At 31.2% G+C, this 26,232-nt stretch carries 20 protein-coding genes and 1 tRNA gene; 12 read left to right on the top strand and 9 right to left on the bottom strand.

All coding sequences use genetic code 11. From position 1 onward, the window contains the following. The first annotated feature begins 583 nt into the window (after positions 1 to 583). Positions 584 to 1,513: a glutaminase gene (locus B3M86_RS04360; RefSeq protein ID WP_291046393.1), complete on the top strand. Its 930-nt coding sequence runs from the start codon at positions 584 to 586 to the stop codon at positions 1,511 to 1,513. On the opposite strand, the gene cmk is transcribed toward B3M86_RS04360, so the two are convergent. After that, positions 1,503 to 2,189, bottom strand: coding sequence for a (d)CMP kinase (gene cmk / locus B3M86_RS04355; protein ID WP_125350732.1), 687 nt, complete (start codon positions 2,187 to 2,189; stop codon positions 1,503 to 1,505). The genes B3M86_RS04360 and cmk overlap by 11 nt on opposite strands. Before the next feature lie 51 nt (positions 2,190 to 2,240). Further along, complete coding sequence (porQ, locus tag B3M86_RS04350; protein WP_291046386.1) at positions 2,241 to 3,266, bottom strand: type IX secretion system protein PorQ; 1,026 nt, start codon at positions 3,264 to 3,266, stop codon at positions 2,241 to 2,243. Between the two features lie 117 nt (positions 3,267 to 3,383). Here porQ and B3M86_RS04345 point away from each other — a divergent pair, with 117 nt between their 5' ends. Continuing rightward, positions 3,384 to 5,654, top strand: a complete 2,271-nt coding sequence (locus B3M86_RS04345) for a DUF2339 domain-containing protein (protein WP_291075431.1) — start codon at positions 3,384 to 3,386, stop codon at positions 5,652 to 5,654. 15 nt (positions 5,655 to 5,669) lie between these two features. Here B3M86_RS04345 and B3M86_RS04340 read toward each other — a convergent pair whose 3' ends face one another. After that, entirely contained in the window at positions 5,670 to 6,965 is a 1,296-nt protein-coding gene (locus B3M86_RS04340) for a mechanosensitive ion channel family protein (RefSeq protein ID WP_291075433.1), read from the bottom strand. Positions 6,966 to 7,124: 159 nt separating this feature from the next. Between B3M86_RS04340 and zupT the strand changes: the two genes are divergently transcribed. Continuing rightward, positions 7,125 to 7,907, top strand: a complete 783-nt coding sequence (gene zupT / locus B3M86_RS04335) for a zinc transporter ZupT (RefSeq protein WP_221856744.1) — start codon at positions 7,125 to 7,127, stop codon at positions 7,905 to 7,907. Between the two features lie 55 nt (positions 7,908 to 7,962). On the opposite strand, the gene B3M86_RS04330 is transcribed toward zupT, so the two are convergent. Beyond that, positions 7,963 to 9,441 (bottom strand): glycosyltransferase, encoded by a 1,479-nt coding sequence (locus B3M86_RS04330; RefSeq protein ID WP_286496152.1) that lies wholly within the window; start codon positions 9,439 to 9,441, stop codon positions 7,963 to 7,965. A gap of 355 nt (positions 9,442 to 9,796) precedes the next feature. Here B3M86_RS04330 and B3M86_RS04325 point away from each other — a divergent pair, with 355 nt between their 5' ends. From B3M86_RS04325 to B3M86_RS04290, 8 genes are all read left to right on the top strand, one after another. Then, positions 9,797 to 10,120, top strand: coding sequence for a hypothetical protein (locus B3M86_RS04325; protein ID WP_219034235.1), 324 nt, complete (start codon positions 9,797 to 9,799; stop codon positions 10,118 to 10,120). A 257-nt stretch (positions 10,121 to 10,377) separates the two neighbouring features. Continuing rightward, complete coding sequence (locus tag B3M86_RS04320) at positions 10,378 to 11,697, top strand: phage integrase SAM-like domain-containing protein (RefSeq protein WP_291075435.1); 1,320 nt, start codon at positions 10,378 to 10,380, stop codon at positions 11,695 to 11,697. 348 nt (positions 11,698 to 12,045) lie between these two features. Further along, the gene (locus tag B3M86_RS04315) at positions 12,046 to 12,732 is read left to right on the top strand and encodes a hypothetical protein (protein WP_291069267.1); all 687 of its coding nucleotides are present in this window, start codon (positions 12,046 to 12,048) and stop codon (positions 12,730 to 12,732) included. 242 nt (positions 12,733 to 12,974) lie between these two features. Further along, positions 12,975 to 15,788: a type I restriction-modification enzyme R subunit C-terminal domain-containing protein gene (locus B3M86_RS04310; RefSeq protein ID WP_291069269.1), complete on the top strand. Its 2,814-nt coding sequence runs from the start codon at positions 12,975 to 12,977 to the stop codon at positions 15,786 to 15,788. 118 nt (positions 15,789 to 15,906) lie between these two features. Next, the gene (locus B3M86_RS04305) at positions 15,907 to 17,367 is read left to right on the top strand and encodes an RNA-binding domain-containing protein (RefSeq protein WP_291069271.1); all 1,461 of its coding nucleotides are present in this window, start codon (positions 15,907 to 15,909) and stop codon (positions 17,365 to 17,367) included. Positions 17,368 to 17,478: 111 nt separating this feature from the next. After that, positions 17,479 to 18,969, top strand: coding sequence for a restriction endonuclease subunit S (locus B3M86_RS04300; RefSeq protein ID WP_291069273.1), 1,491 nt, complete (start codon positions 17,479 to 17,481; stop codon positions 18,967 to 18,969). 7 nt (positions 18,970 to 18,976) lie between these two features. After that, entirely contained in the window at positions 18,977 to 20,641 is a 1,665-nt protein-coding gene (locus B3M86_RS04295; RefSeq protein ID WP_291069275.1) for a DUF262 domain-containing protein, read from the top strand. A 3-nt stretch (positions 20,642 to 20,644) separates the two neighbouring features. Further along, positions 20,645 to 22,156: an HsdM family class I SAM-dependent methyltransferase gene (locus tag B3M86_RS04290; protein WP_291069277.1), complete on the top strand. Its 1,512-nt coding sequence runs from the start codon at positions 20,645 to 20,647 to the stop codon at positions 22,154 to 22,156. A 40-nt stretch (positions 22,157 to 22,196) separates the two neighbouring features. On the opposite strand, the gene B3M86_RS04285 is transcribed toward B3M86_RS04290, so the two are convergent. Further along, entirely contained in the window at positions 22,197 to 22,613 is a 417-nt protein-coding gene (locus B3M86_RS04285) for a hypothetical protein (RefSeq protein ID WP_291069279.1), read from the bottom strand. After that, positions 22,610 to 23,005 (bottom strand): hypothetical protein, encoded by a 396-nt coding sequence (locus tag B3M86_RS04280; RefSeq protein ID WP_291069281.1) that lies wholly within the window; start codon positions 23,003 to 23,005, stop codon positions 22,610 to 22,612. The genes B3M86_RS04285 and B3M86_RS04280 overlap by 4 nt, the downstream gene beginning before the upstream one ends. Before the next feature lie 291 nt (positions 23,006 to 23,296). Between B3M86_RS04280 and B3M86_RS04275 the strand changes: the two genes are divergently transcribed. Continuing rightward, a complete protein-coding gene (locus B3M86_RS04275; protein ID WP_291069283.1) occupies positions 23,297 to 24,643 on the top strand; it encodes an ATP-binding protein in 1,347 nt (448 codons plus the stop codon). A gap of 172 nt (positions 24,644 to 24,815) precedes the next feature. On the opposite strand, the gene B3M86_RS04270 is transcribed toward B3M86_RS04275, so the two are convergent. The 3 genes from B3M86_RS04270 to B3M86_RS04260 all read right to left on the bottom strand — a co-directional run bounded on the left by B3M86_RS04270 (position 24,816) and on the right by B3M86_RS04260 (position 26,205). Then, complete coding sequence (locus tag B3M86_RS04270; protein WP_284583065.1) at positions 24,816 to 25,130, bottom strand: helix-turn-helix domain-containing protein; 315 nt, start codon at positions 25,128 to 25,130, stop codon at positions 24,816 to 24,818. A 151-nt stretch (positions 25,131 to 25,281) separates the two neighbouring features. After that, positions 25,282 to 25,362, bottom strand: a tRNA-Leu gene (locus B3M86_RS04265). 60 nt (positions 25,363 to 25,422) lie between these two features. Continuing rightward, positions 25,423 to 26,205, bottom strand: a complete 783-nt coding sequence (locus B3M86_RS04260) for an MBL fold metallo-hydrolase (protein ID WP_291046347.1) — start codon at positions 26,203 to 26,205, stop codon at positions 25,423 to 25,425. Positions 26,206 to 26,232 lie beyond the last annotated feature (27 nt).

Raw genomic sequence — 26,232 nt, 5'->3', positions numbered from 1 at the left:
AGTCAATTCTTACTTTCACTCTCAAACTCCTTTCGGAATCGGATGGCAAAGGTAATACTTATTTCCAAACTCGCAAATTTATTTTTAAATAAATTTTAGCGATATATAAGTTCCTATGTCAACTACAATACTACTCGTCTTTCGTATTGAGGTTGCAAATATACGTACCCTTTTTCCGCTTTTCCAAACATACTTTACATTTATTTTACATTCTTTCCTTAAGTCACTGGTACAATGGAAAATATTTTTTGAAATGTTTAGATATGAGAACTGAGATATTAGATTTTTGACGAGAAAAGCTCTTTTTATAGCACAAAATTATAACGAGATAGATTTCTCGACAAGCTCGAAAGGACAGGAAAATTAAACTTGTTAATTACTCAAGAATACCTTTTAAACTCATAAAATGATTAGACGTTTTGCTTTTCTTTTGTTCAAGAAAAGCAAAATGGATACTTTTGAAGGAACTATTCGGGAGGAATTGTCTCAAAGCGAAAATGGTTTATTCAAAAAAATAAATAAATTTTTAATTTTGTTTAACATGTAAAATAGATTTACATTCATACTATATATAATATGCGCGATGATTTCGAAAGAAAAAGAATATTTTGAGATAATAAATAACATTTACCTAAAAGTAATTGAAGAAGAGAATTTGGGAGAAACAGCTAACTATATACCTGAATTATCTAAAATAGACGGTGAGAAATTTGGAGTTTCTTTATTGTTTACGGATCAACTTCAGTTTGGATTTGGTGATTGTGAAGAAAAATTCTCGATTCAAAGTATTTCAAAAGTGTTGCTTTTGGCTTTAGTTTATAGAGAAATTGGCGAGAAAATTTGGGAGAGAGTTGATTTAGAACCTTCGGGAACGCCTTTTAATTCATTGTTGCAATTAGAAACTGACAAAGGAATTCCTAGAAATCCATTTATTAATTCGGGCGCTTTAGTGGTTTGCGACATCTTAATTGATATTTGCGATAATCCGAAAGCATATTTTTTAAATTTTATCAAAAAGGTTTCTGGTAATTATTCTATTCAATATTCTGATAAAATTGCAAAAAGTGAGTTTTCTACCGCTTATCGTAATACAGCTTTGACAAATTTTATAAAATCGTTGGGCAACATTCATAATTCTCCAGAAGATGTTCTGGATTTGTATGTTTATATCTGCTCGATTGAAATGTCGTGTATGGAGTTGAGTAAAACTTTTTCTTTTTTGGCTAATAAAGGAAAAAACTTATTTGATGATTATCAAGTTTTAAACATTAGTCAAACAAAACGAATCAACGCTATTATGCAAACTTGCGGTTTCTATGATGAATCTGGTGAATTTGCTTTTCGTGTTGGATTACCTGGAAAAAGTGGTGTTGGCGGAGGAATTGTTGCAATTATGCCCAAATATTACATTGTTTCAGTTTGGAGTCCTAAATTAAACTTAAAAGGAAACTCCTACCGAGGAATGAAATTTCTGGAAGAATTTACAACCGCAACAGAGGATTCTATTTTTTAGAATTGATAATCTCCATCACTTTATTCACCGTTTCTTCTAAATTCATGTTCGAATTATCAACTTCTATTGCATCATCTGCTTTACGAAGTGGTGAATATTCGCGATGAGAATCGATATAATCTCTTTCGTTCACATTTTTTAGAACCTCATCTAATGGAATATTTTTCCCTTGTTGTTGATATTCTAAAAAGCGACGTTGCGCACGAACTTCTGGTGAAGCTGTAACAAAAATTTTGATATCTGCATTTGGAAAAACTGTTGTCCCAATATCGCGACCATCCATCACAATACCTCCTTTTTCTCCCATTTGCTGTTGAAGCGCTACACAATAATCGCGAACAGCAGGAATCTCAGAAATTGGACTAACCATTTTAGAAACTTCCATCGTACGAATATCAGCTTCTACATTTTCACCATTCAAAAAGGTAAGATTCTTTTGAGTTATAAGATCTTGTTTAAATTCTATCTTAATGTCAGATAAATTGATTATTAATGCTTGCTCATCAATTTTATTATCGACAATATACTGATGTTGAAATGCATACAAAGTCACAGCGCGATACATTGCGCCACTGTCAATATGTGTATAACCAAGATTTCTTGCAATAATTTTTGACATCGAACTTTTTCCTGTAGAAGAATATCCGTCGATTGCAATAATTAAATTTTCTTTCATCTATATAGAATTGAAGACAAAGATAAGATTTTATAGTTGTTTGAAAAGTTTTTATAACCAAGGATTACTTCTCCAATAATCTCGACCTTGAATAATTCGGTCTAAATTGAGAATCAAACCAAAGTGATTAGAACCTCCAGATTTGTGGTAATTCGCATGACTAAACTCGAATCGAAAAGCATTTATACGGATTCCAAAACCATACGTTAAACCAGATAAAGAGCGAATTCCTTCGGCTGCTAATTCATTTCCACGTTTGAAATTATAACCTAAACGCATATTAAAATCTGATTCTGGAAATAATTCTGCTCCAACCGAAAGGTGATCAATCATTTTTCTTCCAGCAGAAACTTCTTGTCCGTTTTTATTATAAGGTTGGGAAATATCAAACTTCTGTAAATCGTGCAAAGAAAACGTAAATTCTAACGGAACATGTTCTAATCGATGAGAAATTCCCAAATTAACTTGCGTTGGCATGTCTTCTTTTTTGCCATTATACGTTTGAATTTGTTGACCGATATTGCGCACAACCAACGAAACATTGATATTTTTATCGAAATCGTGGTACGAAAGACCTATATCTCCAGCAATTGCCGAGGATTTATATGATTCTATTGTAGAATTAATGTATTTTAAATTTGCTCCTACTGTCCAATAATCGCCCAAAACACGTGCATAACCAACTGTAATTGCGGCATCATTTGCTTTGAAATTCCCTGTCACATTTCCATTTTCGTCAGTTCCAATTAATTTTCCGTAATCAACATATTGACCATGAACAGAAACAAAATTTTCTTGATCGATTTCATAAACCGTCGAAAATGTTCCGAAATCTACATCCGCAATATAATTGACGTAATTGATTCCAAATTGACCATGCATTTCTCGGTTCATCAAGGCCGGATTCCATAAAGCAGAATTGGGGTCAGCATCCCAAGAAGTTGCTGCATTTCCTCCCAAAGCCGCTTGACGTGGAGAAGTTGTAATGTTCAAAAACTCGTAAACACGCGTTCCATCTTGCGCAAAAATCGAAGTCGATAGCGCGATAAACAATAATGTACTTAGCTTTTTAAACATTTAGCAAAAATAAAGATTTTGTAGAATAACGAAAACAGAATGATTTTGGTATATGCAAAACAAAATTTTAGGCTTTCTGAAAAAAAGCTTAACTTCAATTTACCTAAAAAACACTTTATGGAATTTTTAATTGCCATTATTATATTCGTATTGATTGTTATTTTGTTTAATAAAGTTTCGAAACTAAAAAAACAAATTGATTATCAAGAAACTAAGCTAAAGCATTTGCAAGAGCAATTGGATGCAAAAGAAATTAAAACTGAATCAAAACCAATTATTGAGCAACCTAAAATAGTTGAAGAGAAAAAAATTGAACCTCAACCAGAAGTTGTTTCCTATCATAAAATCGAAACGCCAAAACGTATTTTTGACGAAATTCCACCAAGACAAACAACTGAAAGCAGTTTTGATAAAAATCTCAACAATGCAATTGCATTTATCAAAGACAATTTCTTGACGATTTTCGGAATTGTAACCTTAGTTCTGGGAATTGCTTATTTCGTAAAATATGCAATTGATCAAAATTGGATCAACGAAACTTTCCGAGTAATGATTGGAATTGGAGTTGGTTTAGGAATTATTGGAATTGCTCATTTTATTCGGAAAAATTTTGAAATCTTTTCTTCCATCTTAATCGGTGGCGGATTAACCGTTTTATATTTCACCTTAACCATCGCCTTCCGAGAATATCATTTACTTTCTCAGAATACCACTTTTGGATTATTAACAATTGTAACGATTTTCTCTATCGTGATGGCAATGTTATATAATCGACAAGTTTTAGCCATTTTTTCGATTATTGGTGGTTTTACCGCTCCATTGATGATTAGTACAGGCGAAAGCAATTTTGTATTTATGTTTGGTTATTTAACGATTCTAAACTTGAGTATGCTGTACATGGCTTGGCGAAAAGATTGGCAAGTTATTTCGTTTATCGCATTTGGCTTTACCTTTATATATAGTATCGCTTGGATCGACAATTCTAAAACCTCAACGCAATATCTTTTCTTTGGCTTGCTTTACGTTATTTTCACTATTACAAGTTTAATTAACTACATCAAAAAAGGAGAATTTTCGGTTTGGAATTGCCTTTTACTAATTTTCAATACCATTTTATCAACCATCTTAATTTCTTCGGTTTATTATTTTATTGTTGGAAATAACAATGGTTTAATAGCATTCTTATTTGGATTAGCAAACGCTTTCGGTGCATTTTACATCTACAAAACATCTAAAAATAATTTATTACAAAATACCTTAATCGGTTTGAGCATTACGCTTATCACAACTGCAATTGCATTACAATTTAAAGCAAATGTCGTTTCGATTTGTTTCGCGATTGAATCAACCTTGTTACTGTTTCTTTGGAAAAAAAGTAAAGAAAACATTTTAAAAATCTTTTTCATCGCCATGTTTCCATTTTTATTGATTGCTTTATGCACCAATTGGTTTGATTATATCGATACTGAAAAACATTTAGCCGTAATTTTTAACCATGTTTTCATTACAAGTTTTATTGCATTAATTTGTTCTGTTGTCAATATTTATTTGATGAAAGATTTCGAAACCGAAGAACAATTTTTAGGTTTCAAGCTCAATCATTCCAAATTTATTTTCATCTCAATATCTCTTTTATTGATGTACACAGGAATTTTATTCGAATTAATTTACCAAATCGAACCGTATTTCAACTTTATGATGATTGTAAGTTATGTATTGATATATACATTATTCTTTATTGCTTTTATTTTAACGCTACGCGAAAAACTAAATTTAGGAAATACCTTGCAACTTGTTTTACAAATTTCAGCAACTTTCTGCATTGTATTTTTACCAATGATTGCCGAAATTCCATTATTACTAAACAAAACAAATTATAACATCGGTAGTTATTTTCTTTATTTGAGTTATCTCATTCCGACAGCTTACATTATTTATTTTGTTGTAAAAAGTAGCGATTTCCAAAGCTCCAAAGCAAAACAAATCATCAGTATGCTTGTCTTAGTTTATGTGATTAGTTTCGAGAAATACAATGGTTTTATGTTGATAACACTTGACGAAAACTCTTCTAATTTCTCACATCAAGCCGATATTTTCCGAATGATATTATTACCAATTATTTGGGCAGTTTTAGGATTTGTATTGATTTATTTCGGATTAAGAAAGCAACTGAAAGGTTTTCCTATTGTTGGAATTATATTATTTGGATTGATTATTCTAAAATTATATTTCGTAGATGTTTGGGAAATGAGCAATATTTTCAGAATAATATCTTTTATTGTTTTAGGAATTTTAATCTTATTAACTTCTTTTATGTATCAAAAACTAAAAAATTTGATGGTTAATTTGATGGAAAAACCAAACGAAAACAAAGAAGCTGAACATTAATGTTCAGCTTCTTTGTTAATTATTAGCTTTTATAGCTTCTGCAATAACACGCATATCATCCGAAGAAGGCGACTCGAAAATTTCTAAATGGAAATATGGAACAACCGCAATAATATGATCGAAAATATCAGCCATAATCACTTCATATTCGTTCCAAACCGTTGTATTTGTAAACATAAATAACTCAATTGGCAAACCATGTTCAGTTGGTTGAAGTTGTCGAACCTCGAACATCAAATCTGTTCTGATTTTTGGGCTATTATAGGTATATGTCTTGATATATTGTCGAAAAAGACCAATATTCGTCATTCGTCTTCCGTTCGCTAAAATCGTTGGATCAACTTTATTCGATACATTATATTGATTGATTTCGTTCGTTCTATCCACAATAAAATCGTGTAACATGCGGATTTTTTTCAATTCTTCAATTTCTTCTTCTGTCAAAAATCGAATCGAATTCATTTTAATATTTATCGAACGTTTTATTCGTCGTCCACCTGCATTTTGCATGCCTCGATAATTACGAAACGAATCTGAAACTAAGGCATACGTCGGAATTGTTGTAATTGTTTTATCAAAATTCTGAACTTTTACCGTTCCTAAATTAATTTCAGTAACTGTTCCGTCTGCGCCATATTTCGTCATTTCAATCCAATCACCCACACGCACCATATCATTCATCGAAACCTGAATACTCGCCACAAAACCTAATATTGAATCTTTAAAAACCAACATCAAAACCGCCGAAGCCGCTCCCAAAGAAACCAAAAATGTAATAGGCGATTTTCCTGTCGCAATCGAAAAAATTAGAATTCCGCAAACAAAGAAAACTAAAATATTCATCACTTGCAGATAACTATCAATTGGTTTATCCGAAAAAGATTTATTACCTCGAAGAAAATCCCTGAACGTTTTAAAAATTGCATTAAACAACAATCCAACAGCAATTACCAATGCAATATCTGTAATTTGCATCGCAATTTTGATCCAATTAGGAAATCCTTTGAAGATAAGTGGGATCGCTTCTTTGGCGACAATTACAGGAACAATATGTGTTGCGAATTGTAAAACCCTGTTCTTGATTAATAAATCGTCAATCTTTGTTTTACTTTTTGCAATAAAGTTTGTTAAAACAAGTAATAGCACTTTTCGCAATAAAAAATCGATCGCATACAATATAATAACTAACAAAATTGATAGAACAATTGTTGTCATTATTGTGGTAGAATAACTCGAAAGTCCCAATTTGGCAATCATTTCGAGCATTGAGCGATACACATCGCTTTGAATATTTTCGTCTAAAAGTTCCATCTGAATAAAAACTAATACAACAAAAATAAGTTTATCCTTTTCATAATTTACAACAACTGATAAATTACATTGAAATTTGTTGGTTTCTTAATTTATCTTGGTTCAAAACAATGAAAAGATTATATTTGTTAGATTAATCTAACTTAATTATTAAAATTAATGTTTTCAAATCCGTTAATATTTGCTTTTAGTTTAACCTTTCTTGCCGGAATTAGCACTGGAATAGGAAGTATTTTATGTTTATTATACAAAAAATTCAATCCAAAATTCTTAGGCGTAATGTTGGGAATTTCTGCTGGTGTAATGCTTTATGTCTCTTTTGTAGAAATTTTAACAAAAGCTAAATTATCATTATCAAGTGTTTTTGGAGAAAAATTAGGTTACACTTATACATTATTGGGATTTTTTGCAGGAATTTTAATCATTATTTTAATCGATAAAATATTGCCTCATCATCATTGCGATGAAAATAAAACAGAGACAAACGATCAGAAATTATTGCGTTTGGGTTTGTTTTCTGCTTTAGCTTTATCAATTCATAATTTCCCTGAAGGATTAGCAACTTTTTTGTCAGCATTAGAAAATCCAACTTACGGAATTTCTATAGCTTCAGCTATTGCTATTCATAATATTCCAGAAGGAATCGCCGTTGCTATACCAATCTATTACGCTACAAAGAATAGAAAAAAAGCATTTCTATATTCCTTTTTATCAGGATTAACAGAACCTATTGGCGCATTAATTGGCTATTTTGTATTGTTACAATTTTTTGATGAATCAATTTTCGGAGCAATCTTCGCAAGTGTCGCAGGTATGATGGTTTATATTTCGATTAATGAATTAATTCCGACCGCAAACGAATACGCTGGAAAAAAATTATCAACTTACGGAATTGTAATCGGAATGTTTGTAATGGCTGTTAGTCTTTTACTTTTTATGTAAAAACAAAAAAACTTCCCAATGAGAGAAGTTTTTGTATGAATTAATATTTAAAATTTTAAGTTGCCTGAGGTAATTCTCTCGTTAACCAACCACTTCTTCCTGCTGTTACAATGGCATAAGGCGTAATCCAAAAAAGCGTGAACATATAGAAAATACTGTAAACGTATGCTAATAAAGCTTCTTTAAAATTGTATTTTTTTGCATAAAAAATCATCTGAATACTTGAAAAAACTAAAACGCCAGACAATGTACTTGTGATGAATAAAATTGGATGTGTTGCGACAAAAAAGATTAAAATTAAAAATAATGGAATTGCCATGATTAATTTTATCCATTGCATCATCAGAATTATACGAGTTCCTACTGTAGAACCTTCTCTAAAGTTGGTGAAAGCAAATTTTGTCATCATAATATTCTCACGAACATTACTTCTCTCCCAACGAATAAACATTTTGTATAAATTCTTATAACGCTCTGGAGTATTGGTATAAACCATTGCATTTTTCTGAAAATAGACATGTTTACCTTGTTTCAAAATCATATTTGTCAAAGCTCTATCCTCCCCGATTGTACTTGGTTGCCCTAAAAAAGATTGATTTATCCATTCTTCCAAACAATTATGTACAACATCTTTTCTGTAAGCTGCTAAAGCTCCAGGTGTACAAAACACAGAACCTAACACACTTTGAGCAGATCGCACAAACTCGAAACTAAATGTAAAACTAACACTCAACATTTTTGGAATCAAACCTTTTTCTTTATTCAATACACGAACATTGCCAGCGACAGCACCACAATTTTCATTCACTACAAAAGGGCTTAACAAGTTTCTAAGCGTAGATTCATCTACAATAGAATCACTATCAACCGTCACAAAAACTTCCCCTTTTCCAATTTTGAATCCTTTATATAATGCATGACGTTTTCCCATATTTTTTGGCTGTTGAAAAAGTGTAACGCGATCTCCTAATACTTTCTTCGCTTCAAGAAGCCATTTCCATGTATCATCTTTACTCCCATCGTCAACGGCTAAGATCTGTAATTTTTCGGATGGATAATTACTATCAGCTAAACTTAACAAAGTATCATATACTAATTTTCCTTCATTATACGCCGGAACAATAATGGTACAAGTTGGTAAATCTACATCAGCAACATTTTTGACCGGTTTATATTTTATGAATAAATAGCCTAAATAAAAAAGAAAAGAAGTTTTAAGAATAAGAAGTGCCAATCCAAGGCTATAAATAATAACACCCCACCAGGTAGATAATTTAGTGCTATGCCATTGTAGAAATTCACTTTTATAAATAAACAAAAAAAGAATAGAAGTTAGCATAATCACAAAAGTTGTAGCAATTACTAGATAATCTTTCTTTGTAAGACAGTTTTTAGAAATTCTCTCTATGAATTTATTTCTTAAAGACTTTTTTTCATGTTCATCCGATCGAATAACCTTTAACACTGTTTTAGGCTCCGTGGTGGATAACAAAATCGTGTTTGCCAGATTTTTTTTTGAATCTATATTAGTCATCTGAGTAATTTTAAGTTTTAATTAAAAAGTGAATAAAATGACAACTACTATGCCACCTAACGTTAATATAAAACTCAAGAAGTTAAATCTTTATTAAAAATAAAACACTTATAAACGACTGATTATTAATAAAATTTCAATATGTATTATACTTAAAAATTAGGCGTATAGTACGTTACATTTTAATCTGATTTCTTAATAAAAACAAAAAAACTTCCCGAAAAGAGAAGTAATTTTGAGAAATGATATAAATTAACACATGAGGATTTTGTTACTGCAAATGTATGCAGCAAATTAAATTCAAAGCTTAACAGAATATCAATAGATTGTTAAGCGAAGATTAAATAAAAAGATGATGAAAAATATACTTTTACTTTTTTGCTTTACTATTATTTATAGTTGTTCCTCATCTTCAGATTTTCATAATATAAATGATCACATTGAAGATGGAAAATATTGCGCAAATGTCAAGGTTAAAACGAATAAGTCAACAAAGACATATCGAGTAACTATAACAACGAAAAATAATTATCTGCATAAAATTGATTGGCCAAATGGTGGTTGGCTGGATAATACGCATTACAAACTTCCTGAATTTTATGAAAACGAAGTTACTTTTATAGATGATAGAGCCCGAAAATTTGAAGTAAAAATTATACAAAAAGGAGAATGTAAATAAAAAAAGCTCGAAACTAATGTTTCGAGCTTTTGCTTAGTACTCGGAGTGGGAGCATTTATTAGCTGAAAATATAATTAATATAAAAACATTGCTGCTAATTAAAACCTGACAAAACCCTTTACTACAAAGATATTGTCAACTTGTCACGGAAAAAATATGAAACTTTATGAAAGCTTATGAAATCATAGCCATGGTAATAAATATGGTAATTTTTTTGATTTCTCTCATTCAATGTTTAACACATAATTTTTAAGAAAATGATTGCAATAGGCAAGTTCAAAGTAGAACCAACAAAATCAGGAAAAAAATTAGTTTACCGAATTAGAAACGCTAATTCAGTTGACATTAAAATAACAATAAATCATATTGTACTTGATTTTGATAAATGGGATAATCTTAACCAAAGCTTTAAATATAAAAGGACTGAAAATGATTACAAAAAATCTATAGAATTAAACAACTCATTAATATTATTCTCTCAGTTTATTCACGAGCAAATATATTCTCCAAAAGCCCAAAATCAAAAACTCTCCTCAAAATGGCTGCGCGAAAAATATAACGATTTTTTTGGTTTTGAGAATCCTAAATCGAAACCAGAAGAAATTGATAACGAACCTTACTTTACTAATTATTATTATCATTATATTTCTATCAACAAAAAAATTAAAGGACAAGTAAAGAACGGAAAAAACCTTTTACCCAATACAATTAAAGGATACAAAACTATGATTAAATGTTGGAAACAATTTAACATTTATAATAAAACAGTTGATATAAAACTAAGAGATATAGATCTTAACATTTTTGATAAATTCGTCTATTTTCAGGAATCACAACAAAAGCTTGGTTCTGGTACTATTGACACAAATATCAATAAACTGAAAGCTATTCTCAGATTTGCAATGCAAAAAAAAATAGAAGTCAGTCAAGATTTTATTCACGGAACTTTTACTTACTCACCAGAAGATAGCATTTCGATATACCTTAACGAAAATGATATAGACAAAATTCTTAAGACTAATTTCCCTTGTGGCTCATACATGGATAACGCAAAAGATTGGTTTATTATTCAGTTATTTTCTGCGTTAAGAATTTCAGATCTATTCCAGCTAAACTCTGACCATTTTCAAAAAGAATTTATTGAACTTACAACTGTAAAAACAAAAAAAGAAATCGTTATTCCTATTTTCAACCCTATTCGAAAAATATTAGTTAAAAATAGAGGGAAATTACCGCGAAAGATTTCTGATGTTAAGTATAATGAATACATCAAATTGATATGTAAAGAAGCTGGAATTGATGAAATAGTTAGAGGTTCTAAATCTATTATAATTGGGAAAGGGAAAAATAAGAAGAAACGAAAAATTGTTGATGATTACCCAAAATGGGAACTTGTAACTTCTCATACATGTAGAAGATCATTCTTAACAAATGCTTCACAACATGCTGGGGTAACATTAGTAGATTTACTTGCTATAAGCGGGCATACTAATACTACAATGTTGGAGAGATATATAAAAACTTCTAATCATACCAGAGCAAATAATGTTAAAGAACGTTTAGCTGAAATATATTAACACAGGTAGGGGGTACCTGCGTATCCCCTTAAATATCCCCCCCCTACTTCTGCCGGAAAATTGACTACCGAGTGTATCAATTATTTTTTTATTTTTTTTGTTCTTGAGAAATATTCTTTCAAAATTTCAATTTGAATATCCTTTTATTTTTAATAGGACATAAGAATTACTAGCTCATCATAATATGATTTTAGATAATAATTTTTAAAAAATATTTCATTGAAAATCAATTTATTATGAATTATTTTTCTTTTTATTTTAATCAAAACTTGACTTTTTAGATTTTGCTTGGTACATATTAATAGAGCTTTGGGCGCATTATGCCCGTTTAGCAGAGCTTATTTTAATATGAAACATTATAAAAATATAAAGTATTTAATACAAAATGGATTAATAGATCTAGGTTTAAGACAAGTAAAAAGAAGAGCAAAAGAATTATTTTCCGTTAGTGATCCTTCTGTAAAATTCAATAAAAATTCTAAAAATATAAACGAGTATTTGATAGATTTAAATTTTCTTGAAAAATTTCAAAGGAAAAGAGCTCCGAAAAAAACTGTATCAAAACCTATTTCTGAAAAAAATAATTCCGAAGTAAAAAGAGAAATACAAAATCCCTACAACACTAATATATCAATAAACATCAAATCTGACGACATCGCTAAATTTAGTATTTATGATTACAAATACAATGATTTCATCGCCAGAACAATATTTAATGAACTAAATATGGATCTTTATTTTGTAGTTGAACAAGAAGAAAAATCTGTCAATCATTTTCATTTACATCTTGGTCTTGATCGCGGTAATCTGACAATTAGAGATATTAGAAATAAGATCGAAGATATATTATTTAATAATTTTTATATATCAAATGAAGTTTACACCGATTCATTTGGATGCCAGAAATCAATTATTTACGTCGAGGAAATGATTTCTGATTTCGCTAACCGACAATATATAGGTAAAGGTGTAGATAAATTAGGTGGTGTAGTTCCTAATTTTCTAACTGTAAAAAAAAGCTTAAATGCTACATAAATCAATTCTTTTCCAGATTTATTAATTTTATTAATTTACTTAACATAAATAATTGATAGGTAATTATTTTGAATTCTTAAATATAATTATGAGCTTACTTAAAACACTCTTATTAACTGGGTTTCACTATAGTGTTAAGATCTATATATCACGTATTGAAATTTTTAAGTTGAACACTTTTGCGGTATGGTAATTTCCAAGTACTTAACTTTTTTGGTATATTTACGATAGAATTTAACACAATGACTGAACTTAACCAAAACCCAGAACAGATTGCTCGTGATCATATAGATGAAATGTTACGTCAAGCTGGTTGGGCCGTACAATCTAAAGATAAGATTAATTTTAATGAAGCTACAGGTGTTGCTATAAGAGAATACCAGACATCTGTTGGTCCTGCTGATTATGTTCTTTTTGTTAATCAAAAACCAGTTGGTGTTATTGAAGCTAAGAAAGAAACAGAAGGACATCGACTTACATTACACGAAGAACAATCCAAAGGTTATGCTGATGCTCAATTAAAATATTTTAAAGGTTCTGAAGCTATCCCATTTGTTTATGAAAGCACTGGTGCTATCACAACCTTTACAGATTACCGAGATCCTAAACCTCGTAGTCGAGAAGTGTTTCACTTTCACCAACCAGAAACATTATTAGACTGGATAAATAATGATCAATCGTTACGAGGTCGTTTACAAGCTATTCCAGCGTTGGAGGAAAATGGACTTCGACCAGCCCAGATAGTCGCAATCCGTAATCTGGAAAAATCCTTTAAGCAAAACAAACCTAAGGCCTTGATCCAAATGGCTACAGGCGCTGGAAAAACCTATACTGCGGCTACATTTGTTTATCGATTACTAAAATTTGCAAAAGCGAAAAGAATTTTATTTCTGGTCGACACCAAAAACCTTGGAGAACAAGCTGAACAGGAATTTAGAGCTTTTCAACCGCAGGATGATAATAGAAAGTTTACTGAATTATACAACGTTCATCGTTTATCATCATCCTATATTGCTAACGAAGCACAAGTTTGTATTAGTACAATCCAACGTATGTATTCCATACTTCAAGGGGAAGAATTAAGCGAAAGTGCGGAGAGTGATAACCCGAATGAAACCTCATCTTGGCTACAAAATAAATTAGCTAAGAAGGATGGAATTCCTGTGGAGTACAATGCTAAAGTACCAATTGAACAATTTGATTTTATTATCATCGATGAATGCCACAGATCCATCTACAACCTTTGGAAACAAGTATTGGATTACTTTGATGGATTTTTAATTGGCCTAACTGCAACTCCAGATAAACGTACGTTTGGATTCTTTGATGAGAATGTTGTAAGTGAATATACTTACGAAGCATCAGTTATTGATGGTGTTAACGTTCCGCACGAGATATACACAATAGAAACTGAAATCTCTAAAGAAGGTTCACAGATAAAATCTGGATGGGATGTTACGAAACGTGAGAAATTAACTCGTAAAAAACGTTGGGAACAAATAGATGAAGATATCAATTATAAGAGCAATAATCTTGATCGTGATGTTGTTAATCCATCCCAGATCCGAACAATCATCAAAGAATTTAAAAAAGCCTTAGAAGCCACTATTTATCCAGATCGTTGGAAGGATAGTGAATACGAAGTTCCTAAAACTTTGATCTTTGCTAAGACAGATTCCCACGCAGATGATATCATCAGAACCATTCGTGAAGAGTTTGGTGAAGGAAATGATTTTTGTAAGAAAATAACTTACAAAATTGATGAAGATCCTAAATCAGTCTTAAATCGATTCAGAAATGATTATAACCCTCGTATCGCAGTTACAGTCGATATGATTGCTACTGGAACGGATATCCGTCCATTGGAAGTTTTGTTATTTATGCGAGATGTAAAAAGTACCAATTACTTCGAACAGATGAAAGGACGTGGGACACGTATTATCGATCCAGATAAATTACAATTAGTGAGTAAAAATGCTCGTGCTAAAACTCATTTCGTGATTGTTGATGCAGTTGGTGCAACTAAATCTAAAAAGACAGACAGTAGACCATTAGAGCGTAAACCATCGGTTCCGTTAAAAGATTTATTGGGTGCTGTACAGATAGGAGTTAAGGAAGAAGATACTTATTTATCACTTGCCAATCGTTTGTTACGTTTAGAGAAACAACTAACTCCAGCTGAACAAGTACGATTGACAGAGTTAACCAATGGTAAAGGAATCAAACAAATTGCTGGTGAATTAATCCAAGCTTTTGATGAAGATAAAATTGAGGAGAAAACAAGCCAAATAATGGATGCAATTCCTAAAGCCGAACAAACACCTCAACAATGGACAAACGCTCGTGAAAAAGTGCAACAAGAGCTAACAAAGATTGCTTCTTATACCTTTACTGGAGAAGTAAATGAATACATCGAAAAGATTCGTCAACAACACGATCAAATTATCGATCATATCAATTTAGATACAGTTACAATTTCTGAATGGGACACCACGACAGTTGATAAAGCGAATGATTTAATACAAGATTTTGAAAGCTATTTAAATACCCATAAAGACGAAATAACCGCGTTAAACATCTATTTTAACCAACCCTACCGAAGAAGAGAAATTACCTTTAAAATGCTAAAGGAATTGATGGAGAAAATCCGTTTAGAAAAACCTACTTTTGCACCAGCTTACATTTGGGACGCATACAAAACGATTGGTGCTACAGAAACTAATTCACCACAAGACGAATTAACTTCCTTAGTATCCTTAGTCCGTAAAGTTTGTGGTATTGATGAGGTTTTAAAACCTTATGATAAAACCGTAGACGAAAACTTTAAAAAATGGATCTTTGCACAGAATGCAGGGCAACACAATCGTTTTACAACAGAACAAATGGATTGGTTACGTTTAATAAAGGAACACATTGTTTCTTCTTATCACATTGAAATGGATGATTTGGACTATACACCTTTTGATGCACAAGGTGGACGTGGTAAAATGTACCAACTATTTGGCGACCAAATGCAAGATATTATTAACGAATTAAATGAAGCTTTAGCAGCATAAATTACTTTTAAGCAAGATTTATCAATTCTTAAGCAAGATTAAAAACAACACATAAACCCTTAATATATAGGGTATTTAAAAAAATAAGCAAGATTATAAACTCATTAAGCAAGAAAATATGAGCAATCCTATTTCAGAAGTAAATACAATAATAACTTTATCGTATCTAGAAACCCAAAAAGAAAATCAATATTTTGAAAGAAAGGGATTAGGCGAGAAAGACATAAAACCTACCAAAATAGCAGAAGAACTTATTGGTATGCTTAATGCTGATGGGGGAACACTAGCTTTCGGAGTAACTGATGATGGTGAAATCCAAGACTTAAAAAGTTTAGATGATAAATTAGATGATTATCGAAAATTAATTTTTGACTTTGTACAACCTCCATGTAATATAAAATTAGAAGAAATCGAAATTGATGGGAATTTAATTTTCTTATATCATGTTGAACAAGATTTGGAACGTGTATTTTCTAGAAAAGATAATGATAACGTATTTCTTAGAGTGCATGATTCCAATAGAATTCTAGATAGAGATCATATAAAGAAACTTGAATACGATAAGTCTATTCGTCGCTTCGAAGAAGAGTTGGTTCATGATTTTGACACTAATGATTTTGATCTAGATTTATTAGAGGAATATAAAGCAAAATTAAATTATCAGGGTGAGTTATTTGATCTCTTAGTTAAACGACATCTAGCCATTAAAAAGGATGAATTTTATCACTTTAAAAATGCAGCTATATTACTTTTTGCTCAAGATCCTGAGAAATATATTCCCACAGCATCTGTTCGCTATATTAGGTACGAAGGTACAGAAGCTTTAACAGGCACTAGTCATAATGTTGTAAAAGACGAACGATTTGAGACTAATGTTCCACGATTAATTGATGTTATAAAAAAATTCTTAAACGTATCTTTCAAAGATTATTACTTTTTAGATATAGAAACTGGAAGATTTATCAAAGTTCCAGAATATCCTGAAGATGCATGGCTTGAAGCAATAGTAAATGCTCTATGTCACAGATCATACAATGTACAGGGTAACTCAGTATATATAAAACATTTTGACAACCGTCTAGAAATTAGCAACAGTGGACCTTTGCCTGCTCAAGTTAATATTGATAATATTAAAACTGAACGATTTGCACGTAACCCAAGATTAGCAAGAGTATTGGAGGATATGGGATACGTACGCCAACTTAATGAAGGCGTTGCACGTATCTATGAATCGATGGAAAAATCAATGTTATCCGTACCTGAATATTCAGAAAAAAATGGAAATGTATATTTAGTATTACGCAACAAAGTTAGTTTACATTCTAAAACTATTCAAGATGGTCTAATGGAACATATCGAAAGAGAATGGGCAAACTTTAACGAAACTCAAAGAAAAATACTTTTATATCTGTTTGTAAACAGTAGCTCTACATTAGATGAATTAGTTTCTTATGTACAGATTAATGAGAACACAGTTCGTACTTATCTTAATAAAATGATTGATGATAATATGGTGGAACGTATCAGTACTAAATTGAGAGATAAAAATGCTAAATATCAATTCAAAAAAAATAGTTAAGTAAGATTAATCATAAATTAAGCAAGGTTAATTTAATACATAAAAATCGCTTAAATAAAGGTATCCGTATCATTAAGCAAGAAATAAAAAAAATTAAGCAAGGTTCACATAATGAGAGCAGATTGGGTAGAATGTAAATTGGGGGATTTATTTGAATTTGCTCAAGGAATTCAAGTTCCAAAAGAAGAGCAATATGAAAATAATTTTGATGGTGGAATTAGGTTTCTTAGAATAATTGATTTTACTCAAGAAAATGAACCTCCTAGATATGTTAATTTTATAAATGGTGTACATAATGTGATAGAGGAAGACATATCTATGGTTAGATATGGAACAGTAGGATTTGTATGTACAGGTAAGAGAGGAGCAATAGCAAATAATTTGTTTCGGATTATTCCTTATAGTGGTATATTCAATAAATATGCAATCAACTTTTTTAAATCTGATTTTTTCAGGAAAAATTTGGATTCAAAAGGGGCAACTATGCAAGCTTTGAGCTTTACTAATATAAAACCAATGGATTTCCCACTCCCACCCCTTCCCGAACAACGTGCCATCGTCAAAAAGATAGAAGCCTTGTTTTCGAGTTTGGATTCGGGAATTGCCGACCTTAAAAAAGCACAAGACCAACTCAAAATCTACCGCCAAGCCGTTTTGAAAAAAGCGTTTGAGGGGGAATTGACGAAAGAATGGAGAGAGAAGCAGACAGATTTACCGACTGCTGAGGAGTTGAAAGAGGGATTGAAAACAATTATAGATGAGGCATTAAAAAATAAAAATATTGCAAAAGGAAATTATTTTCCAGATTATGTTAATGGTTCTTCAGGTTTTAATATACCTAATAGATGGAATTTTTTCGCAATAAAAGCCATTGTACAACCAAATAAAACTTCTCTAAAGAGAGGGCCTTTTGGAAGTGCATTGAAGAAAGAATTTTTTATTGAGGAAGGTATTCCTGTATATGAACAAGGACATGCCATTAACGATGAACCTTTTAGACATAGATATTTTATTTCTAATGAAAAATATGAAGAATTAAAAGGATTTACTGCTGGACCAAACGACTTAATAATAAGTTGTTCAGGAGCTACACTAGGAAGGATTTGCCACTTGCCTGAAAATGCAGATTTCGGTGTTATAAATCAGGCATTGCTAAAAATATCATTGAACGAAAAAATTATACTGCATAAGTATTTTATTATTATGTTTCGTAGTGAAATATTTCAAAGATTAATTTTTGAAAAATCATTAGGTACAGCAATGCCAAATATGGTTGGTATGAATGAATTGAAAGAAATAGCAATACCTATCCCAAGTATTCAAGAACAAGTCCAAATCGTTAAAGAAATCGAATCTCGTTTATCGGTTTGTGATGCGGTGGAGCAGCAAATAAAAAAGAGTTTAACACAAGCAGAAGCCTTACGCCAATCTATTTTAAAAAAAGCCTTTGATGGAACTTTACTTACCGAAGAAGAAATTACAGCTTGTAAACAAGAACCTGATTACGAACCAGCATCGGTGTTGTTGGACAAAATAAAAGCAGAGAAAGAAGCAAATAAGCCAGCGAAGATAAAAACTACTAAAAAGAAAACTACTGAATAACTTAAATATGGGAGAAGCAAAAGATATTTTCAAACCAGATAATAAAACAATACAACAAATATTTAGAGATACTGATGCATTCTACAATATGCCAATCTACCAACGTCCGTATTCATGGGATAAGGAGCGTGTAGAACAATTATGGTATGACATTGTTGAAGCATTTCGTAATAATCAAAATGATCCTAACTTAGATTCTAATTACTTTTTAGGCTCTGTCGTGGTGGTTAAAAAGGATAATGAATATGAAGTTGTTGATGGACAGCAAAGATTAACTACTCTAACAATTTTATTCTGTACATTACGAGATCTTGGCTTAGATATCTCTCCAAAATATAAAGCATTAATTAATGCTTGTATCAAAGATGACATCGAAGAAAAAGATCGTTTAATCTTAACAACACATTTAAATAATCAAGCTAATTTTGAAGAATCAGTGATTAACGGAATTAACTTTAGATCCCTAAAAAAAGAGATAGTAAACAACCGTTTTTTACAGAATGCTTATTATTTCAAAGAGCTAATTGAACAATCCCAAAATCCCTCTGATGAGTACCATATTAGTGATTTCAATGCATTTATTGACTATTTCTTTAATAATGTTACTTTGATTCGAATCGTTTGTTTTGACGAAGGTTTTGCGATCAAATTATTCTCTGTTTTAAATGATCGTGGATTAGATTTAACACCAGCAGATATCATAAAAGCTCACTTGTTACAAAACTTAGACGAAACTCGAAGAAATAGTTTTATTGAAGTATGGAAAAGAATTGAAACTACAGCTAAACATTCGGGCGAGACCGTACAAAGTATTTTCAACCTTTATTTATATTATTTGAAGGCTGAAAATCCTCGTAAAGCTCTACAAGATGAGCTGAAAGAACAATTCAAAGGTCAGAGTCCACAGCAAATAATTTTAGATATTGAAAAATATGCGTTGGTGCTTTCAGAAATCAATAATGAAACTAAAGACAAAGACATTTCGTTGCTTAGATACGTTAACCATAGTATTTACTGGAAAACAATTTTAGCAACTGCAATTCATACTAATTACAAACAATATGATGAGCTAAAAACAATTCTTAGAAAATATTATTATCAAAGTTGGATTGCGGGTGGTACATTAAACCGTATCAAGCAAACATCATTCAATATTTTAAAGGCTATCAAGTCTGATAAGGATGTTAGCGAAATTAAATCTATGGTTATCGAGAACCTTAACAAATACGAAAACTTTGAAAAGTTCTTAGATAATGAAAATCTTTATTTTATCAATTGGCATAAAGCTATTTTATTAGCCGTTGAGTATTATGAACAAGATGATCGTGAATACATTCCAATAACAAGAGAATTACATACAGAGCACATACTTCCCCAAGAATGGAATAAAGAAGAATTAAACTGGAAAGATTACTTCGAATCTTCTAAAGCTCAAAAATTATTAAACTCATTAGGTAATCTAACATTACTTTCTGGAACAAAAAACATCAGAGCAAGTAATCGTAATTTCGTTGATAAGCAAGAAATTTACAGCGGTAAAGGTATTGATGGTAAAACATCATTTGAAATAACAAAAGCTGTTTTAGAAAATAATTCTCAATGGGATGAAGATAGTATCAACAAAAGAGCTAAATGGTTAAAAGAAAGAATTAGTACAATCTTTACAATTTAAAAAATGACAGAATCAGCAATTATATCTAAAATATGGAACCTTGCCAACGTTATGCGCGACGATGGTGTTGGTTACGGAGATTACTTAGAACAAATCACTTATCTACTATTCCTTAAGATGGTAGATGAGTTAAATAAGCCACCATACTCAAAGAATATTGAACTACCTCGTATAAAAGATATAGAGGGAAAAGAAATTGATGGTGGTGATATTTGCAACTGGGAAAGTTTAACGAACAAAAATGGTGCAGAATTAGAAGCGTTTTATGTTCAGTTGTTACGTACACTTTCTACAGAGAAAGGTATGTTAGGACAGATTTATGCCAAGAGCCAAAACAAAGTTCAGGATCCAGCAAAATTATTACGAATCATTCATCTAATCGACCAAGAAAATTGGGCGATGATAGGGTCTGATATTAAAGGTAAGATCTATGAAGGATTATTAGAAAAGAATGCTGAAGATACAAAATCTGGTGCGGGACAATACTTCACTCCACGTCCATTAATTAATACAATGGTAAAGTGTGTACAACCTAAACCAATGAAAACAATCATCGATCCCGCTTGTGGTTCTGGTGGTTTTTTCCTTTCAGCTTATGAATATATCACGAAGAATCATTCTTTAGATCGTGACGAGAAAAAATTCCTAAAAGACGAAACTTTTCATGGGAACGAAATCGTGGCAAATACACGACGTATGTGCTTAATGAATCTGTACCTTCATGGTATTGGAGAAATCGATGGAGAACCGCTTATAAAGTCTTCTGATGCCTTAATCGCTACTGACTCTAAGACTTATGATTATGTTTTAGCTAATCCTCCTTTTGGGAAGAAAAGTTCTTATACTGTAACCAATGAAGACGGTGAAGTTGAACGCGACGACATGAACTATAATCGTCAAGATTTCTGGGAAACTACATCCAACAAACAGTTAAACTTCTTACAACATATTAAATCGTTAATGAAGATCAATGGTGAAGCAGCTGTTGTATTACCAGACAACGTTTTGTTTGAAGGTGGTGCAGGTGAAGAAATCCGTAAGCAGTTATTAAAATCAACTGAACTACATACGATTCTTCGTTTACCAACTGGTATCTTTTATGCTAATGGTGTTAAAGCAAATGTTTTGTTCTTTAACAACAAACCTGCATCTAAAGATCCATGGACGAAAGATATTTGGATTTATGATTACCGTACCAATGTTCATCATACATTAAAGAAGAAACCATTAACAGAAAACGATCTAAATGAGTTTGTAAAGCTTTATAATGCATCCAATATCAACAAACGTAAAGAAACATGGTCAGAAGGTAACCCTGATGGTAGATGGCGTAAATACAGCTATGATGAAATTGTCACTCGTGATAAAACATCTTTGGATATTTTCTGGATTAAAGATCAATCCTTAACGGATTTAGATAATTTACCAGATCCAGATATTCTGGCTTTAGAAATTGTAGAAACTATTGAAGCTGCACTAGCTAACTTCAAAGAAATAAATCAAGAGTTAGAATAAATTAAAAACCTCAACATTCATCATGTTGAGGTTTTTTTATTTATTTTTTGTTTTTCTTTTTTTTAATTTCAATTAATTCGTCAAATAACCTTCTTGTTTCATTATCACGGTCATCATCATTAATCTCATCTGAAATATCTTCAATATCATCACTTTCCCAATGATGTGTATACTCTCCATTATATGAATCATCAAGTTTGTGATTTAATTTATCATTACTAGAAAATAACGAGGATCCTATTTTAGATTTCCCTGTTTTTTCACCTTGTTCATCATAATGTTGAGTAAATTCTTCCCCAGTTAACCAATTTTTTTTAGCTTTCGATTTACCATTAACGTTTCCATCATTATCATAATGTTGTATATACTCTTCTCCAGAAAACCATTTTTTTTCTTTCTTGTAAACCCCTACTTTTTCACCATCTTCAAAATGTTGAGTGTATGTCTCACCAGTCAACCAATTTGTTTTTTTTCAGAATGTCTTTTGATTTTTTGACGCTTTTTTTGACGCTGCTGTTCTTTATACTCAGGACTTCTAGTATATGTTTCATGCATTAGAAAAGCCATAGCCGAATCTGACGAATCATTAGTTGAATCATTAATCTTATTTTTTATAGTAATAATTAGAAAAATTAATGAAAATATAATTCCCACAATTAATAAAGGATGAAGGCTAAAATTATACTTACTCAGAAATTCATTTAAAAAGTCTTCAATCATACTATAAGAGTAACTACTAATTTTTACAATTACATTATCTCCAGATAAAAAATCAAAATCATTTTTATACTTTAAACTAAACCAGCCAAATAAAATGAAAGAATAGAATATTATCAAAATTTTTTTCATATTAATGTTTATTTACACAACATTGGTAAAGATAATATTAAAATCAGAAATTTTTAAATAAAAGTCGTTTACTTCTTAATAAATAAGAGATTTATAATTCACAAAAAACTCTTATTTATACAATTTTAACACAAATAAGCATGTTACAGACTGCTTATTTTTACTATTTTTGTACAAATAAGCGGATTTATGAATTTTTTAAGTGTTATTCCTACAGAAAAAATCGTCGAACGATTACATTACGAAAATCCTTGGTGGGTTACAAAAGAGATCCCATCCAACTACAGGCAGATGTCTAAGCGTTTGTATTTCGATTTATTTTACCCTTTCGTTAAAGACACTGATGTTCGCAGAGCTGTCGTATTAATGGGGCCTAGACGTGTTGGTAAAACAGTAATGATGTTCCACACAATTGATGAATTAATCAAGGAAGGAATTGATCCCAAGAAAATATTCTTTATCGGAATAGACAATCCAATTTACATCAACTTAGGACTTGAAGATTTACTCAATCTTTGTAAGGATGCGCTCAAATTAAAAGATCTAAATAATAGTTATGTTTTCTTTGATGAAATACAATATCTAAAAGATTGGGAGCGTCATTTAAAAGTATTGGTTGACAGTTACCCAGATATCAAATTCATTGTATCAGGCTCTGCGGCGGCGGCATTAAGATGGCATAGTTCTGAAAGTGGCGCAGGTCGTTTTACAGACTTTATGTTGCCACCGCTTACATTTCAAGAATATATTCATTTAAAAGGTTTAGACCATCTTATTTATCAAGATTCTATCGTCTACAATGATCGAAGTATTCCCTATTGCTTAACACATGATGTTAAAACTCTTAACGGAGAATTTATCAATTATCTAAATTTTGGTGGATATCCTGAAGTCGTTATGTCTGAAAAAATCCAAAGTGATATGGGACGTTATGTAAAAAATGATATTGTTGATAAGGTTCTATTACGAGATCTTCCAAGTTTGTATGGAATAAAAGATGTTCAAGAGTTAAATCGTTTTTTTACATACGTTGCATACAATACAGGTAACGAGTTTTCATACGAAGCAATGTCTAAAGACAGTGGAATAACCAAAGACACGTTGAAAAAATATTTAGAATACTTAGAAGCAGCTTTCTTAATAAAGGTTTTACATAAAGTTGACATCAATGCAAAGAAGATGAAACGAGTGACAAGCTTCAAAGTTTACCTTACAAATCCATCACTTAGAACAGCATTATTTTCACCGATAACAGAATCTGATTCTGAAATGGGAAATATGGTGGAAACCGCAATTCTATCTCAGTGGATGCACCGTGAAAATCTTGACCTTACTTATGCACGATGGAAAGACCGCAAAGAAGGAGAAGTTGATCTGGTTTTACTTGATGATAAAAAATTCAAACCATTGTGGGGCGTGGAAATTAAATGGAGTAACAGATATTTTGATAAACCACAAGAGTTGGCAAGTCTAATTCAATTTTGTGAAGCGAATCAATTTACAAGCGCGCTGGTAACATCAATCGATCAGAGTGGCGTAAAGGAAATTGGAGATTATAAATTTACATTCCTTCCTTCTTCAATTTACGCTTACAATATTGGTGACAATACGCTTAAGATGAAAAGTACAGTATATTAAAAATAAAAAAAGCAGGTTCAAAAAACCTGCTTAACTTTTTATAAAATATATTAAATGCTGAATTGTTGTTTAGGAAGAAGAATAAAGATATAATTGCTGTAAGTGATTTTACATCGGTAAAACAAATCACTGTCTTGGTTCGTAAAATAAAATTTTAAAAAACCTATATTCATTATTCACAAATTTGATTGAACAATGAATGAACCTCCTCTTTGACAAAGTATAATTCTCCTTTGAATTTACGTTTTTTAAACGTACCATCTTTACACCAATTGTAAATACACCTTACTGTTCTATCAAACAATTTAGCGACCTCCTTAGTAGTATAATGCTTCTCTGGATCAAATACACTTTTATCATCACTAGTAATAACACTTAATTTACCTGTATTATTATTAGCTACCATTAAATTATGAATTGCTTTATCAACAACTCTAAAAATTAATTTTTCGAGAACATCTTTCTCGATAACAACCAACTCTTGCATAAATATAATTTTAAAATTATATCTTTACATTAGTTTCATATTATTTCATGACATATGAAAAACACATGACAATGGTAACAAATATGGTAATTTATTATTTTACCATATAACAAAAAAGGTTGAAAATCAAATAATTAACAACCTTTTATAGTACTCGGAGTGGGAATCGAACCCACACTCCAAAGGAACACGAGTTTGAGTCGTGCGCGTCTACCAATTCCGCCATCCGAGCCTTTATGGACTGCAAATATAATGTTAGTTTATTTATTTTTCCAACTATTTTTTAAACTTTTTACAGAATTATTTCTAACGTATCGTAAGCCAAATGTTTACCTTCTGGTAATTTTTCCTCTACTTCATCATGAAATCCCAAATGATGCGAAATATGTGTAAAATATGTCTGCTTTGCACCTATCAAATCCGAGTATCGTATGGCTTCATCTAATAATATATGCGAAAAATGTTCTTGTTCTACTCGTAGCGCACTAATGATTAAAACTTCTACTCCACGTAATTTCTCAAGCGATTCTGTCGGAATTGTTTTTACATCTGTCAAATAAGCAATTTTATCATCAATCAAATAACCCAAAATAGGCAAAGGTCCATGCAAAACTTTTATTGGTTCAATCGTAAATCCAACAACCAAAAATTTTTCATCTTCCACAACATTCTCTATCACCGTTGGCACTCCAGGATATTTATGTTCAGCAAACATATATGGAAATCGATTATGTAATTCATCCAACACTCGTTTCAAACCATAGACATTCATATCTTCTCCAGATTTGAAAACCAACGGGCGAATATCATCCAATCCTAAAACATGGTCATTATGCTCGTGTGTATACAGGATTCCGTCCAATCTATGCGCATTATAACGTAACATTTGTTGTCTAAAATCTGGTCCACTATCTATCGTAATAATCTTTCCATCCTTTTCTAACAACAAAGAAGAACGCAAACGTTTATCTTTTTGATTTGTTGACAAACATACCGGATGATCGCTACCAATAATCGGAATTCCTTGTGAAGTCCCTGTTCCTAAAAAATGTATTTTTATATTTGATTTAGCCATAATGATTTGGTAAATTTACCACAAACT

Origin of the sequence: Empedobacter sp. UBA6305, assembly GCF_002440405.1 — a bacterium.
Taxonomy (GTDB): domain Bacteria; phylum Bacteroidota; class Bacteroidia; order Flavobacteriales; family Weeksellaceae; genus Empedobacter; species Empedobacter falsenii_B.
This window is presented reverse-complemented; position numbering and strand designations above follow the sequence as displayed.

Excerpts from the sequence above, each read along its gene's own strand:
- B3M86_RS04300 (WP_291069273.1), top strand. The coding sequence starts at position 17,479 with ATGAGAGCAGATTGGGTAGAATGTAAATTGGGGGATTTATTTGAATTT.
- zupT (WP_221856744.1), top strand. The coding sequence starts at position 7,125 with ATGTTTTCAAATCCGTTAATATTTGCTTTTAGTTTAACCTTTCTTGCC.
- B3M86_RS04315 (WP_291069267.1), top strand. The coding sequence starts at position 12,046 with ATGAAACATTATAAAAATATAAAGTATTTAATACAAAATGGATTAATA.
- B3M86_RS04275 (WP_291069283.1), top strand. The coding sequence starts at position 23,297 with ATGTCTAAGCGTTTGTATTTCGATTTATTTTACCCTTTCGTTAAAGAC.
- B3M86_RS04340 (WP_291075433.1), bottom strand. The coding sequence starts at position 6,965 with ATGGAACTTTTAGACGAAAATATTCAAAGCGATGTGTATCGCTCAATG.
- B3M86_RS04330 (WP_286496152.1), bottom strand. The coding sequence starts at position 9,441 with ATGACTAATATAGATTCAAAAAAAAATCTGGCAAACACGATTTTGTTA.
- B3M86_RS04320 (WP_291075435.1), top strand. The coding sequence starts at position 10,378 with ATGATTGCAATAGGCAAGTTCAAAGTAGAACCAACAAAATCAGGAAAA.
- B3M86_RS04345 (WP_291075431.1), top strand. The coding sequence starts at position 3,384 with ATGGAATTTTTAATTGCCATTATTATATTCGTATTGATTGTTATTTTG.
- porQ (WP_291046386.1), bottom strand. The coding sequence starts at position 3,266 with ATGTTTAAAAAGCTAAGTACATTATTGTTTATCGCGCTATCGACTTCG.
- cmk (WP_125350732.1), bottom strand. The coding sequence starts at position 2,189 with ATGAAAGAAAATTTAATTATTGCAATCGACGGATATTCTTCTACAGGA.
- B3M86_RS04295 (WP_291069275.1), top strand. The coding sequence starts at position 18,977 with ATGGGAGAAGCAAAAGATATTTTCAAACCAGATAATAAAACAATACAA.
- B3M86_RS04270 (WP_284583065.1), bottom strand. The coding sequence starts at position 25,130 with ATGCAAGAGTTGGTTGTTATCGAGAAAGATGTTCTCGAAAAATTAATT.
- B3M86_RS04305 (WP_291069271.1), top strand. The coding sequence starts at position 15,907 with ATGAGCAATCCTATTTCAGAAGTAAATACAATAATAACTTTATCGTAT.
- B3M86_RS04325 (WP_219034235.1), top strand. The coding sequence starts at position 9,797 with ATGAAAAATATACTTTTACTTTTTTGCTTTACTATTATTTATAGTTGT.
- B3M86_RS04290 (WP_291069277.1), top strand. The coding sequence starts at position 20,645 with ATGACAGAATCAGCAATTATATCTAAAATATGGAACCTTGCCAACGTT.
- B3M86_RS04280 (WP_291069281.1), bottom strand. The coding sequence starts at position 23,005 with ATGAAAAAAATTTTGATAATATTCTATTCTTTCATTTTATTTGGCTGG.
- B3M86_RS04360 (WP_291046393.1), top strand. The coding sequence starts at position 584 with ATGATTTCGAAAGAAAAAGAATATTTTGAGATAATAAATAACATTTAC.
- B3M86_RS04310 (WP_291069269.1), top strand. The coding sequence starts at position 12,975 with ATGACTGAACTTAACCAAAACCCAGAACAGATTGCTCGTGATCATATA.
- B3M86_RS04260 (WP_291046347.1), bottom strand. The coding sequence starts at position 26,205 with ATGGCTAAATCAAATATAAAAATACATTTTTTAGGAACAGGGACTTCA.